This window comes from Kitasatospora sp. GP82 (assembly GCF_029892105.1).
Classification (GTDB): domain Bacteria; phylum Actinomycetota; class Actinomycetes; order Streptomycetales; family Streptomycetaceae; genus Kitasatospora.
Genome location: NZ_JARZAJ010000019.1, coordinates 36,893 through 49,365 on the forward strand (window position 1 = coordinate 36,893; position 12,473 = coordinate 49,365).

Annotated in this window: 13 protein-coding genes and 1 pseudogene; 10 read left to right on the top strand and 4 right to left on the bottom strand. The window is 71.3% G+C overall.

Translation table 11 applies throughout. From position 1 onward, the window contains the following. The first annotated feature begins 5 nt into the window (after positions 1-5). From P3T39_RS21225 to P3T39_RS21260, 8 genes are all read left to right on the top strand, one after another. A complete protein-coding gene (locus P3T39_RS21225) occupies positions 6-269 on the top strand; it encodes a hypothetical protein (RefSeq protein WP_280700047.1) in 264 nt (87 codons plus the stop codon). Beyond that, on the top strand, positions 266-1,057 hold the full coding sequence (locus P3T39_RS21230; protein ID WP_280700048.1) for an HAD family hydrolase: 792 nt from the start codon (positions 266-268) through the stop codon (positions 1,055-1,057). Before P3T39_RS21225 ends, P3T39_RS21230 begins: the two co-directional genes overlap by 4 nt. A gap of 236 nt (positions 1,058-1,293) precedes the next feature. After that, positions 1,294-2,457, top strand: coding sequence for a 4Fe-4S dicluster domain-containing protein (locus P3T39_RS21235; protein ID WP_280700049.1), 1,164 nt, complete (start codon positions 1,294-1,296; stop codon positions 2,455-2,457). Next, positions 2,454-2,906, top strand: a complete 453-nt coding sequence (locus P3T39_RS21240; RefSeq protein WP_280700050.1) for a cyclic nucleotide-binding domain-containing protein — start codon at positions 2,454-2,456, stop codon at positions 2,904-2,906. Before P3T39_RS21235 ends, P3T39_RS21240 begins: the two co-directional genes overlap by 4 nt. Next, complete coding sequence (locus P3T39_RS21245; RefSeq protein ID WP_280700051.1) at positions 2,903-3,721, top strand: FAD/NAD(P)-binding protein; 819 nt, start codon at positions 2,903-2,905, stop codon at positions 3,719-3,721. Before P3T39_RS21240 ends, P3T39_RS21245 begins: the two co-directional genes overlap by 4 nt. 1 nt (position 3,722) lies before the next feature. Next, entirely contained in the window at positions 3,723-4,562 is an 840-nt protein-coding gene (locus P3T39_RS21250) for an oxidoreductase (protein WP_280700052.1), read from the top strand. Continuing rightward, positions 4,559-5,920 (top strand): nickel-dependent hydrogenase large subunit, encoded by a 1,362-nt coding sequence (locus P3T39_RS21255; RefSeq protein ID WP_280700053.1) that lies wholly within the window; start codon positions 4,559-4,561, stop codon positions 5,918-5,920. Before P3T39_RS21250 ends, P3T39_RS21255 begins: the two co-directional genes overlap by 4 nt. After that, positions 5,917-6,402 carry a hydrogenase maturation protease gene (locus tag P3T39_RS21260; protein ID WP_280700054.1) on the top strand — a complete coding sequence of 162 codons (486 nt, stop codon included), beginning with the start codon at positions 5,917-5,919 and terminating at the stop codon, positions 6,400-6,402. Before P3T39_RS21255 ends, P3T39_RS21260 begins: the two co-directional genes overlap by 4 nt. A gap of 26 nt (positions 6,403-6,428) precedes the next feature. Here P3T39_RS21260 and P3T39_RS21265 read toward each other — a convergent pair whose 3' ends face one another. Together P3T39_RS21265 and P3T39_RS21270 are read right to left on the bottom strand one after the other, a co-directional pair. Then, positions 6,429-6,881 (bottom strand): universal stress protein, encoded by a 453-nt coding sequence (locus P3T39_RS21265; RefSeq protein WP_280700055.1) that lies wholly within the window; start codon positions 6,879-6,881, stop codon positions 6,429-6,431. A 307-nt stretch (positions 6,882-7,188) separates the two neighbouring features. Further along, complete coding sequence (locus P3T39_RS21270) at positions 7,189-7,527, bottom strand: RICIN domain-containing protein (RefSeq protein WP_280700056.1); 339 nt, start codon at positions 7,525-7,527, stop codon at positions 7,189-7,191. A gap of 350 nt (positions 7,528-7,877) precedes the next feature. Between P3T39_RS21270 and P3T39_RS21275 the strand changes: the two genes are divergently transcribed. Beyond that, positions 7,878-8,084: a transposase gene (locus P3T39_RS21275; protein ID WP_280700057.1), complete on the top strand. Its 207-nt coding sequence runs from the start codon at positions 7,878-7,880 to the stop codon at positions 8,082-8,084. A gap of 189 nt (positions 8,085-8,273) precedes the next feature. Here the strand turns inward: P3T39_RS21275 and P3T39_RS21280 are convergent, their stop codons facing one another. Both P3T39_RS21280 and P3T39_RS21285 read right to left on the bottom strand, forming a co-directional pair. Next, complete coding sequence (locus tag P3T39_RS21280; protein ID WP_280700058.1) at positions 8,274-10,823, bottom strand: FtsX-like permease family protein; 2,550 nt, start codon at positions 10,821-10,823, stop codon at positions 8,274-8,276. Between the two features lie 67 nt (positions 10,824-10,890). Continuing rightward, positions 10,891-11,034, bottom strand: a pseudogene (locus tag P3T39_RS21285) (ABC transporter ATP-binding protein); the annotation flags it as partial. Between the two features lie 212 nt (positions 11,035-11,246). Between P3T39_RS21285 and P3T39_RS21290 the strand changes: the two are divergent. Beyond that, a complete protein-coding gene (locus P3T39_RS21290) occupies positions 11,247-12,464 on the top strand; it encodes a histidine kinase (RefSeq protein ID WP_280700059.1) in 1,218 nt (405 codons plus the stop codon). Positions 12,465-12,473 lie beyond the last annotated feature (9 nt).

The following is a 12,473-nucleotide window of genomic DNA, read 5'->3' on the forward strand; positions in this document are numbered from 1 at the left end:
GAACCATGAACCACAGCATCCTCGACGGCACCCCGACCGAGACCTTCGCCGATCCGGGCCACGCCCACACCCCCGGCCGCGCCCTCATCCGTACGTGTATGAGCCGTCCCGCCGTCGCGGTCACACCCGACACCGACTTCGCCACCACCCGCACCCGGAGCGACGCCGCCGCACTCTGCCTCCAACTCGCCCGCATCCAGGGACTCACCGGTCTCACCGACCGGCTCCGCTGGGACGTCGACGACATCGAAGGGCGGGCCGACCCATGACCGGCTCCGAGGCGGTGACGCTCCTCGACACCCGCCGCATCAGCGCCGTGGTGCTCGACGCCGACGGCGTACTCACGGACTGCCTGCCGCTGCGCACCACCGCCTGGCGGGACACACTGCACGCCTTCGCCGCTCAGTACGCCCGCGTCACCGGCGACGCACAATCCCCGCTGGACGCCTCGGCGGACCTGCCCGCCCACCTGACCGGCCTCCTGGACGAGGACATCGCGGCGACGCTGCTCCGTCCGCACACCCGCCGGGTCGACCTCGCGGCCGACCATCTCGGCCCGGCCGAGGCGGACCTGCGCCGGATCCTGGCCCGTCACGAGGACCAGCGCTTCACCGAACTCCTGGACTCCGACAGCCCAGTGGCCCGTCCCGGCGTCCACCGGTTCCTGCTCGACCTGCAGGATGCAGACATCACCGCGGCAGCGCTCTCCAGCGGCAGGCACTGCCGTCGGATGCTGCGCCGGGCCGGGCTCGACCAGCTGGTCGAGGTCTGCGTGGACGCGCAGGACACCGAGCACTACGGGCTCGCCGGACCGCCCAACCCGGCGCTGCTCCAGTTCGCGCTGCGACTGCTGCACACCAGGCCCGAGCGTGCGGTGCTGTTCGCGGACACGCCCGCCGTCCTGGAAACGGGGGAGCGCAGCGGCTTCGCCCTGATCATCGCCGTCGACCACCGCGAGGCGGAACGGGCCCGGCTGCTGAGCGGTCACGAGCCTCTGGTGCACGGCCTGGACCAGGTCGAGGTGCGGACGGGCCGTCCGATACCGCTCGGGTTGTGATCGGGCCGCCACCTGCCCGTACGGCCCCATCGATGCTGTGTCGGGACCGGAAATCCTGCTCATCCGGGTAGTTCTGTGCAACAGATGGGCCGGAGACAACCGGGCATGGCTGCAGCGGTATACGGCAGCAGTATGAGGAGGTACGCCGAAATGAAGTGGCTCGAATCCGGCCCGGTCGGTGGGGGCTCGGTGTTGGCGGGCACAGGCCGGGCCATCCGTGACGAACGGTCGCCCTCATGAGTGCCCCGATGGCTCCTGCGGCCGACGACGCCGTGATCGGCAGGGAGGGCTTGGCAGCCCTGGTCGACGTCCTGCGGGCACGCGGCTTCACGGTGATCGGTCCGACCGTGCGGGGCGGCGCCATCGTGCTGGACGAACTCGAGTCCGCCGAGAGCCTGCCCTACGGCTGGGGCGTCGAACTCGAAGCCGGGCAGTACCGCTTGCGGGAACGGGCGGACGGAGCGGCCTTCGCCAACGCGGCCGGCCCGCAGTCGTGGAAGACGTTCCTGCACCCGGCCCGGGTACGCCAGTGGCGGGCCGAACGCTCCGACGGGCAGCTGACCTTCGAGACGGACGACACCCCACCGCCGCGCTTCGCCTTCCTCGGTGTCCGCCCGTGCGATCTGCGTGCCATCGCGATCCAGGACCGGGTCCTCGCCACAGGCCGACACGCCGACCCGGTCTACCAGGGACGGCGGTCCGGGGCGTTCCTGGTGTCGGTGGAGTGCACCGAGCCCGGAGCGACCTGCTTCTGCGTGTCGATGGGCACGGGCCCGGCGGCCGGTCCCGGCTACGACCTGGTGCTGACCGAGCTGGCCGACGAAGGCGGCCACCGGTTCTGGATCCGCAGCGGCAGCCCGGAAGGTGCCGAGGTCCTCGCCGAACTCCCCGGCCGGATCGCCGATGACGCCATCCGTGAGGCCGCTCGTGAGGGAGTCTCCGCCGCCGCCGACCGGATGGGCCGCGCCATGCCCTCGGTCGACCTGCACCGGCTGATGGCGGGCACACTCGAAGCCCCGCGCTGGGACGACGTCGCATCCCGCTGCCTGACCTGCGGTAACTGCACCATGGTCTGCCCGACCTGCTTCTGCACCACGACCGAGGACGTCACCGATCTGACCGGGGACCACGCCGAACGATGGAGGCTGTGGGACTCATGCTTCGATCTGGACCACTCGTATCTGCACGGGGGACCGGTGCGCCCCTCGTCGCGCAGCCGGTACCGGCAGTGGCTCACCCACAAACTGGGTACCTGGTACGACCAGTTCGGCTCGTCCGGATGCGTCGGCTGCGGCCGGTGCATCGTGTGGTGCCCGGTCGCCATCGACATCACCGAGGAGGCGGCCGCCCTGCACGACTGGGCCAACCGGCCGGCGGACAACGGCGCGGCACCGGAATGACCGATCCGCCCTCCCTGCTCGGAGCCCTTCCAAAGACGCACCGGGACCGGCTGCTCGCCCTCGCCCGCGACAGCTCCTTCCCCACGGGGGAGCGGCTGTTCGACGAGGGCGGCCCGGCCGACCGCTTCTGGCTGATCCGCTCCGGCGAGGTCGCCCTTGACCTGTACATCCCAGGCCGCCAGGCACCGGTCGTGGAGACCATCGGGCCAGGGCAACTGCTCGGCTGGTCATGGCTCTTCCCCCCGTACCGCTGGCACCTGGGCGCGCAGACACTCGTACCGGTGGACGCGTGGGAGTTCCCTGCCGACCAGGTCCGGGCGCTGTGCACGGCGGACCCAGAGCTCGGCTACCAGCTGACGCTGCGCTGCGCCGAGGTGATCGGCGAGCGGCTCCAGGCCACCCGGATCCGCCTGCTCGACCTCTACGCACCAAGCACGGGCGTGTCATGAGCAGGGTCATGCCACCTCTGCCGTACCGGGTGACTGCCACCCACCCGGAGACCGCCGATGCCGTCTCGCTCGAACTGCTGCCCGCTGCAGCGGCGTTGCCCCGCTTCCGGCCGGGGCAGTTCGCCATGGTCTATGCCTTCGGTGTCGGCGAGGTACCGATCTCGGTCAGCGCGATCCGACACCAGGACGGCGCCCTGGTGCACACCGTACGCGCGGTCGGCGCGGTCTCCGGGGCGCTCTGCCGACTGCGGCCGGGCGACGTCGTGGGCTTGCGCGGGCCGTACGGCACCGGCTGGGACCTGGACTCGGCTGCCGGGGCTGACGTGCTGGTGATCGCGGGCGGTATCGGGCTCGCCCCGCTGCGGCCGGTCGTACACCAGGTGCTGGACCGCCCACGGCGGTACGGCCGCCTCGGCGTCCTGGTGGGCGCCCGTACCGCCGAGGACCTCCTCTACCGGGACGAGCTGCGGCACTGGCGGACCTCGGCCCAGGTCGAGGTGACGGTCGACCGCCCCACTCCCGGCTGGCAGGGCACCGTCGGCGTGGTCACCGGACTGCTCGACCGGTCCGAGCTGCGCGCCGAGAACACCTGCGCACTGCTCTGCGGGCCGGAGGTGATGATCCGTCACACCGCGCAGGCGCTGATCGCACGCGGTCTGCCCGCGCATCGCATCCAGGTGTCGCTGGAACGGAACATGCGGTGCGGCACGGGGCACTGCGGCCACTGCCAGCTCGGCCCGCTCCTGCTCTGCCTGGACGGACCGGTGGTCGACTACGCCGGATCCCAACCCCTACTCGCCGTCCGGGAGTTGTGACATGAACGACGACAGGATCCCCACCCTCGCGGTCTGGAAGTTCGCGTCTTGCGACGGCTGCCAGCTGACCCTGCTCGACTGCGAGGACGAACTGCTCGGCCTGGCCGAACGAGTGCGGATCTCGCACTTCTTGGAAATGTCCGGCGCGGAGGGCTCGGGCGAAGGAGAAGCGGCGACCCTCGCCGGGGTCGGTCCGTACGACCTCTCCCTGGTCGAGGGATCCGTCACCACGGCCGAGGACGCCCAGCGGATCCGCCGCATCCGGCAGATCTCCCGCCGCCTGGTCACCATCGGGGCCTGCGCCACTGCGGGCGGTGTACAGGCCTTGCGCAACTTCGCGGACGTGGCCCAGTTCCGCGCCGCCGTCTACGCCCACCCGGAGTACATCGCCACCCTGGCGACCTCCACCCCGATCTCGGCCCACGTACCGGTCGACTTCGAGCTGCGGGGCTGCCCGATCGACCGCCGCCAGCTGCTGGAGGTGATCACCGCCTACCTGGCCGAACGCAAGCCGAACATCTCGGCGCACAGCGTCTGCTTCGAATGCAAGGTGCGTGGTACCACCTGCATCACCGTCGCCCATGGCACCCCGTGCCTCGGGCCGGTCACTCACGCGGGCTGCGGCGCCATCTGCCCGGCCTACGACCGAGGGTGCTACGGCTGCTTCGGGCCGTCCAACAGCCTGAACCTGGAGTCGATGGTGCGCCAGCTTAAGCACGACGGCATGAACGACCAGGACGTGATGCGGGTCTTTCGGACCTTCAACGCGGCCTCCCCCGAGTACGCCGCACTGCCCACCCTCACCGGCCAGGACGCCGCCGCCGAGGAGGAAGCCCGATGAGCCACCGGGGAGCCAGGATCCTGCGCCTGGACGCACTCGCCCGGGTGGAGGGCGAAGGCGCCGTGCACCTGACGATCAGCGACGGCCAAGTCACCGACACCCGCCTGCGGATCTACGAGCCGCCACGCTTCTTCGAGGCCTTCCTGGTCGGCCGAGGGCACACCGAGCCGCCCGACATCACCGCCCGCATCTGCGGAATCTGCCCCGTCGCCTATCAGATGACCGCCTGCCAGGCCATCGAGGCCGCCTGCGGGGTAACCGTTGACGGGCAACTGGCGGAGCTGCGCCGCCTGCTCTACTACGGCGAGTGGATCGAGAGCCAGTCTCTGCACATCCATTTGCTGCATGCCCCCGACTTCCACGGCCACCACAGCGCCGTCGAACTCGCCTGCGAGCAACGCGAGCCCGTGGAAAGGGGGTTGCGGATCAAGCAGGCCGGCAACGCCGTCATGGAGCTGCTCGGCGGCCGCGCCATCCATCCGGTCAACGTCCGGCTCGGCGGCTTCTATCGAGTACCGGCACGGGGCGAACTCGCACCGCTGGCCGAGCAGTTGCGCCGGGTGCGGGACGACGCCCTGGAGACGGTGCGCTGGGTGGCAGGCTTCGACTTCCCCGACGCGCAGCTCGACTGCGAGCTGCTGGCCATGCAGGAAAGCGGCCGGTACGCCATCGACTCCGGCACGCCCACCGCCCTGAGCCTGCCGGACGGCACCGCTCCAAGCCGGTCCGCCGCTGAGCACCGTTTCCCCGTCGCCGAGTTCGAACGGCATGTGGTCGAGGAACACGTCCCGTACTCCACCGCCCTGCGATCGAGCCTGGACGGCCGACGCCACCTCACCGGCTCACTGGCCCGGTACGCCATCAGCGGCCGCTGGCTCCACCCGACGGCAGCCGAGGCCGCACGGGCGGCGGGCCTCGGCGACCCGGCCGCTGGCGAGGCCTGCCGCAACCCGTTCCGCAGCATCATCGTCCGCGCGGTCGAGGTGGTGCACGCGGTCGAGGAGGCACTGCGGATCATCGACGCCTACGAACCGCCTCCCCGGCCCCACGTCGAGGTCCCGCCGCGCGCGGCCGAGGGCTGCGCGGCCACCGAGGCGCCACGCGGCCTGCTCTATCACCGCTACGCCATTGACGCGGACGGCAACCTCACTCTCGCCCGGATCGTCCCGCCAACCGCCCAGAACCAGGGGGCGATCGAGGAGGACCTGCGGCGGCTGGTGCAGTCCCGCCTGGACCGGCCCGGCGATTCCCCCACCGACGAGGAGCTGGCCGTCCTGTGCGAGCGGGCCGTCCGCAACCACGACCCGTGCATCTCCTGCTCCACCCACTTCCTCGACCTGACGGTGGACCGGAGATGACGGGCCGGGTGGTCGTGATCGGCGTGGGCAACCCGTTCCGCCGGGACGACGGGGCCGGGCCGGCCGTCGTCGAGGCACTGGGTGGCCAGGTGCCCGAGGACACGCTGCTCACCGTCAGCGACGGCGAGCCCGGCCGGATGCTCGGCCTCTGGAGTGGCCAGGACAGCGTGATCGTGGTCGAGACCGTGCATGCGCACCCGGGAAGCCCGGGGCGGCTGCACACGCTGGACGCCGAGCAGACCGCCCGGTGCGCGACCGGCCCGGCCAGCAGCCACGGTCTGGGTCTCGGTGAGACCGTCGCTCTCGCCGCGGCGCTGGACCGGATGCCCGGTGAACTCGTGGTCCACGCGGTGGAGGGTGAGGACTTCGGCCTCGGTCCCGGACTCAGCCCACCGGTCCGGGCAGCACTCCCGGAACTGGTCCACCGGGTGACCACGGCCGTCCAGGAGGCGCAGCGGCGACTGTGCTCCCGGACCGGCTGAGCTGATCGCAGGAGGCTTTTGCGAGTTCAGTCCTTGGTACCGCGCAGGACCACCACGGGGCAGTGCGCGTGCTGAGCGCAGTGCTGACTGACGGACCCAATCAGTGCACCGGTGAACCCGCCGTGCCCGCGGTTGCCGACGACCAGCAGAGATGCTCCCTCGGCGGCTTCGAGCAGCACTTGAGCCGCGCTGCCCCGGCTGACCACGGACTGGATCCCCACCGGCCGCTCGGGTCCCACGACTTCGTCGATGGTCGCGCTCAGCACCGAGCGGGCGACGCCCTCGGGGGTGGGGTTCTCCGGGGTGGGCACCCACGAGGACAAGCCGTAGAGCTGCGGGTAGTCCCAGGCGATCACCGCCTGCACCACACCGGTCACCAGTCGGGCCTGTCGTACCGCCCACCGAAGGGCGTCCTGGGACGGTTTGGAGCCGTCCACCCCGACGACGATCCGCTCCTTTTCGGCCTGGATCTCGACCATGGTTTCTCCTTACGTCGAACGCTGCGCCCAGCGTGCCCCGCGGGACGTTCGGGCGGCCACTTGCCTGCCTGTTCGAGCCGGTGACCGCCTTGAAGCCGCTACTGCCGGGGCATGTCAGGTGCAGGCCCGATCTGCTGGAGGTGCATCCGTGACCAGCGGCAGGCGATCGTGCCAGCGGGCTGCGGGGTCTTCCCGCGGTTCGACCCGCGGCCGGTGACGTTGCCGGGCGGGAAGCCCCGACAGCCCCGGCAAGCCGAACCCGCACTACCCGGAGGGGCAGTGCGGGTTGGAAGCGGGTGAGCAGCTACTACCCCACGATCGTGAACCGCTGGTTGAATCCACCATCGCAGGTGTACTGGATGATCGGTGTGCCGTCCGCCGGGCTGCGCCCCTTCACGTCGAGGCACTTGTCGGCGAACGTCCGGATCTCGTACTTACCGTCGCCGACCGGCAGGATCCTGAACCGCTGGTTGAATCCACCATCGCAGGTGTACTGGATGATCGGTGTGCCGTCCGCCGGGCTGCGCCCCTTCACATCGAGGCACTTGCCGGCGAACGTCCGGATCTCGAACTCACCGCCCTGTCGCCTGTCGATGGTCGGGGATGCCTGAGCCGCGGTGAGCGGCGCCATCGCGGCGGCTGCCATGCCCAGGACAGTCAGAACACGCCATGCCTTCGAGGAGGAGCGCACGAAGCCACCTCTTTCGTGGGAGGTTTACCTGTCCGCCCCAGCGTCGACTGTCCCAGTGCCCTGGAGTTACGCAAACGGCCCGGCTTCACTCCGTCGCAGCAGCACAAACCCACCGACGAGTGAACCGGTCGAACCCCGCTGACGGCCCGGACGGTCGCTGTCGGTTGGGTGAAGGGTCACGGCCGGGCTGAACGCGGCCTGGCAGGTTTCGGAGCGGGCGCGGGACGCGATGGGTGGCACGGCCCGCGGTGCTGGCCGGTCCGGTGCGCCGCATGCCACCGTCCGCCAGCTCCGAAGACGCAGTCATGGCAGACAGGAGGCGGAAGTTCGACGCGGAGTTCCGTGAGGGGGCTGTGCGGATCGTCGCCGAGTCCGGCAAGACGCTGGCCGAGGTAGCGCGGGATCCGGGGATCAACGAGACCACCCTGGCAACCTGGGTCTCGCGGGCCCGGCCAGCCGCTTACACGAGGGCCTGGCTGCAGAGGAAGGCCTCTACGAAACCAGGGGATTGACACTCCAGCGGACGTGACCTTAATCCGTCGGCGCCCTGGCGCCAGCGCCGCGGCGCGGACGGACGGGCTTGTGCCCGGCACGTCCCGGCTATGAGCGTAGCCGCGTCCGGTCCGGCCCGTGTGGCCCGGCGGGCGGTGCCCGGCAGGGCAAGGCGCGGCTGCCCTTGCGGTCGGTGCACCGGTGCAGCGCTATTCGGTTCCGATGGCCGTCAGGACCGGGGTGCGGGCCGCGCGGTGCGCCGGCCACAGGGAGGCCAGCAGACCCGCGACTGCTGCCAGGATCAGCAGGGCGGCCAGGCGCGCTGCGGGCACGCTGTGGTGGTAGCCGGGAAGGTGTCGTGTAATCAGTTCGCCACCGGCCCAGCCAAGGAAGACGCCCAGGGCCGTGCCGAGCACACCGCCGAACACGGCGATGATGAGGGCTTCGGCGCGCACCATGCCGCGCACTCCCGCCCGGGGCAGACCGATCGCCCGCAGCATGCCGATCTCGCGCTGCCGCTCGGCGACGGACAGGGCCAGGGTGTTGATGATCCCCAGGAAGGCAACCGCGATGGACAGCGCGAGCAGGGCGTAGAGCAGATTCAGCATCCGGTTGGTGTCATGCGCGGCTGCTTGGGCCAGGTCGTCGCTGCTGTCGATACGCAGGGCGGGACTGTCGCCGAGGACGTGGGTGAGGGTGAGCTGCAGCGCGGGGCTGGGGTGGTCGCGAGTGCTGAGAAAGACCTTCTTGGCGGTGTCGGTGCGGGAGGGCAGGGTTGCGGCATCGATGAGGATGCCGGTCAGCAGGGTGTTGGGCTCGTACACGCCCGTCACCGTCAGCTGGGCGGACTGTCCGCCGGGGAGCTGGGCGTGCAGCGGGCTTCCCGGTGCCCAACCGTAGGCGCGGGCGTCGTCGGTGGGCACCAGGACCCTCGGGCCGCCGAAGGTGTCGGCCGATCCGCTGGTGACCCGCAGGCGCAACATGTCGCGCACGGCGGTGGCGGGAAGGGCCAGTGCACTCTGCGTGGCCTGATCGATGGTCAGTTCTGCCTCACGCATCGCTGCGGCGGTGGTGACGTCGGGGCTGGCGGCCAGGCGTCGTTCCACCGTGCCGGACAGGGGGCTGAGGTCCTGCATCGACACGACGTAATCCGCCTTGAGCACGTGTGCGCTCTGGGCGTTGGCTGCGGCGAGGCCGCCGGCCGCGATCATGGTGAGCGTGGTCACCAGGCTCACGCCGACGACCAGGGATGCGGCTGCGGCCGCGGTGCGGCGCGGGTTGCGGGCGCTGTTGCGTTCGGCGAGCCGTGCGCTGATCCCGGCCCGGGCAAGCAGCGGGCGGGCCAGGGCGAGAGCCGGCCCGACCAGCATCGGCATGAGCGTGAGGAGGCCACCGGCGGTCAGGACGGCTCCGAGAGCCATCACCGGTGCGCCGTCCTGGATGCGGTTGGTCCTCGTCCCTGCCAGCAGGCAGGCCACGCCGCCGGTGGCCAGCAGGAGGCCGACGACCACGCGGAGCCTGCCGGCGCCTTCTCGTGCCGGGGCGTGGGCCATGCGCAGTGCGGCCAGCGGCGCGATCCGGGCGGCCCGCCGCGCGGGCAGCCATGCGGCGACCAGCGTGGTCAGCACCCCGGCGAACAGCGGGAGGACGAGGGCGTACGCGGGCAGGCTCAGCGTCCCGCCGGAGGGCAGCGGGCCGTTCTTGCCCAGGTCACCGGCGATGGGGCGCAGACCATCGGCGACGCCGATGCCGGCAGCGATGCCGGCCAGGGAGGCTACGAGTGCGACCAGGAATGCCTCGGCCAGCACCAGGCGGGTGACCTGGCGGCGCGTGGCGCCGATCGCCCGCAGCAGGCCGATCTCCCGGGTCCGTTGGGCAACGAGCATGCTGAAGGTGTTCGTGATCAGAAAGCAGGAGACGAACAGCGCGACGGCGGCGAAGGACAGCAGCGTGGCGCGCAGCCCGGTGACCGCGCCCTCGCCGGCCAGCGCCTGATCGCGGGCGAGAAAGGCCGCCGTCATGGTCACCGCGCCCACGACCGTTTTCTCCGTCGCCTGCTGCAGCCGCTCGGCAGAAACGCCGGGCGCGGCCTTCACCAGGAACTCGCTGTAACGGCCGGGGCCGGTGAAGTGCCCTTGCGCCGTCGCGGTGTCGAACAGCACCAGGCTCCCGCCCGCGGTGAGGGCGGGCTCCGCCTGGGTGGTGAAGACGCCGCTGATCCGTGCGGTGAGACCGGGCCCGTCCACCGAGATCCGCGCGGCGTCCCCCACCTGGTAGCCGCACCGCGCGGCACTGGCCGCATCGACGGCGATCTCGCCGCCCTGTGCGGGCGGGCGGCCGCGGGTGAAGGTGTAGCGCGGGTCCGTTCCGCCGTTCCCGGCCGGCCCGTCGTAGTTGCTTCCCTGGGTGGGGCCGCCGCGGCCGGCCGAACGGCCGTCCGGACAGCCGAGAGCCGTATGGCCGGAGACGACGGCGATGACGCCGCCCGTCCCGGGAAGGCCTTCCACCCGCTGCAGATCGGCCGCGGACAAGGACGGCGGCCGGTCGTCGGACGCCGTAGGGGCGCTCCTGCCGTCTGGGCGGATCACCACATCGGTGTGGGCGAACGTCTGCCGGTACGCCCCGGTGAGCGCGTCGGAGACGGTGGCGGTGAAGAGGAGAATCCCGGTGACGAAGGCGACGCCGACCGCGACGGCCAGCGCGGTCAGCGCCATGCGGGACTTGTGGGCGCGTACGTTGCGCCACGCGGTACGAAACATGAAATCCGAAGTCCTGATTCGACAGCGGGCGGCCTTCACGGCCGCCTCGGCGAAGTGGGAAAGAAGGTCAGCGCGATCGCCGGGTGTCGAGATCCTTCATCCGGTCCAGCACCGCGTCCGCCGCGGGCTCGTCCATCTCGTCCACGATCCGCCCGCCGGCGAGGAACACCACCCGGTCCGCGTAGGCGGCGGCGCTCGGATCATGGGTCAGGCGGCCGCCCCCTTCGACGATGCGGTCGGCGCGATCAAGGTGTTGCGATCACGGCTCATACGAACTCCCTGCAGACAGACGGCAGATCAACATCGGCGATCCTCCCGGCCCACGCCGGCTGCGCGGATCAACCAGATGACCGACTGCCGCGCTGCCGCCTAGACCGAACGGTGGAAGGACCAGACGCCTCACCTGGCGTAGCGTGAGCCGCCATGATCACCATCCCGGCGCGCGCTGTCTTCGCCTCCTGGGCTCCCGCCCGTCGCGTCCTGGCCATCGGCGCAACCACCCTGGCCCTGGCCGCGATCACCGCTGAGGCACTGGACACCGGCTTCCTGCCCACGACCGCCGCCACGATCGCCGTCGGCCTGCTGTGCGTCGCAGCCTTGCTGGCGCCGCCCCAGCACCTGTGGCCCACCGCATGGGCCGCGGTCACCGCCTCCATGGGCCTGTCCCTGGCCACCACCCAGCTGCAGCACCGCCCGGAGCACACCCCCGGCATGGCGGAGACGTGCACGCTGCTGCTGCTCGTCACCCGCTCGGTCCGGCATGAGCCGCTCAGGCGGATGATCCCGCTCGCCACCGCCGCCTGGCTGGCCGCCCCGCTCCTCCTGCTGCGCCTCCCGGCCTCCGAGTACGTCAAAGCGTGCAAGTACAGCGTGCCAGTCCTGCTGCTCGCCGCACCCGTGATGACCGTCCTCGGCCTGTACCTGCGCCTCCTCGACGCCACACGCGAGCGCGAGAAGAGCGCCCGCCTGTACGTCCAGCGCCTCGAGTACGCCCGCGAACTGCACGACTTCGTCGGCCACCACGTCACCGCCATCACCGCTCAGGTCAAGGCAGTGCGCTTCACCACGGCCGTCGGACACCCCCCGACACCGCAGGCGCTGGACAAGGCGCTGGCGAACATCGAGGACGCGGCAACGCAGGCGACGGACTCCATGCGAGCCATGGTCGGCCTGCTACGCCAGCCCGACCGCTCGGCACCCCTCCAAGCCCCTGAGGGACTGCAAGCCCTGCACGACCTGGCCGAATCACTCCGCGCGACCGGGCCCGCCGTCTCCCTCACCATCGACCCCAGGCTGGCTGCGGCACCCCCGGCCGACCACATCGCATCCGCCGTCCACCACATCGTCCGGGAAGCGCTGACCAACATCCGCAAGCACGCCACTCAGGCCGACACCGTGGCCATCGACGTACGCCTGTCCCCAAACCCCGGTGTGCTCACCATCTGTGTCACCGACAACGCCGCCCCGCCCCCTGTCGGCACGTCATCACGCCAAATCCGCGGCGGGTTCGGCATCGTCGGGCTGCGCGAGCGCGTCCACGCGCTGGGCGGGAGCCTGACCGCGGGACCCGGGCCGGTCAGCGGCTGGCAGGTCGTCGCCGAGATCCCCCTCAGCCACAGTGCACCCGGTCACCCGTCCTGACATCTGGCA

Excerpts from the sequence above, each read along its gene's own strand:
- P3T39_RS21275 (WP_280700057.1), top strand. The coding sequence starts at position 7,878 with ATGGCAGACAGGAGGCGGAAGTTCGACGCGGAGTTCCGTGAGGGGGCT.
- P3T39_RS21235 (WP_280700049.1), top strand. The coding sequence starts at position 1,294 with ATGAGTGCCCCGATGGCTCCTGCGGCCGACGACGCCGTGATCGGCAGG.
- P3T39_RS21270 (WP_280700056.1), bottom strand. The coding sequence starts at position 7,527 with ATGGCAGCCGCCGCGATGGCGCCGCTCACCGCGGCTCAGGCATCCCCG.
- P3T39_RS21255 (WP_280700053.1), top strand. The coding sequence starts at position 4,559 with ATGAGCCACCGGGGAGCCAGGATCCTGCGCCTGGACGCACTCGCCCGG.
- P3T39_RS21250 (WP_280700052.1), top strand. The coding sequence starts at position 3,723 with ATGAACGACGACAGGATCCCCACCCTCGCGGTCTGGAAGTTCGCGTCT.
- P3T39_RS21245 (WP_280700051.1), top strand. The coding sequence starts at position 2,903 with ATGAGCAGGGTCATGCCACCTCTGCCGTACCGGGTGACTGCCACCCAC.
- P3T39_RS21260 (WP_280700054.1), top strand. The coding sequence starts at position 5,917 with ATGACGGGCCGGGTGGTCGTGATCGGCGTGGGCAACCCGTTCCGCCGG.
- P3T39_RS21265 (WP_280700055.1), bottom strand. The coding sequence starts at position 6,881 with ATGGTCGAGATCCAGGCCGAAAAGGAGCGGATCGTCGTCGGGGTGGAC.
- P3T39_RS21280 (WP_280700058.1), bottom strand. The coding sequence starts at position 10,823 with ATGTTTCGTACCGCGTGGCGCAACGTACGCGCCCACAAGTCCCGCATG.
- P3T39_RS21290 (WP_280700059.1), top strand. The coding sequence starts at position 11,247 with ATGATCACCATCCCGGCGCGCGCTGTCTTCGCCTCCTGGGCTCCCGCC.
- P3T39_RS21240 (WP_280700050.1), top strand. The coding sequence starts at position 2,454 with ATGACCGATCCGCCCTCCCTGCTCGGAGCCCTTCCAAAGACGCACCGG.
- P3T39_RS21230 (WP_280700048.1), top strand. The coding sequence starts at position 266 with ATGACCGGCTCCGAGGCGGTGACGCTCCTCGACACCCGCCGCATCAGC.
- P3T39_RS21225 (WP_280700047.1), top strand. The coding sequence starts at position 6 with ATGAACCACAGCATCCTCGACGGCACCCCGACCGAGACCTTCGCCGAT.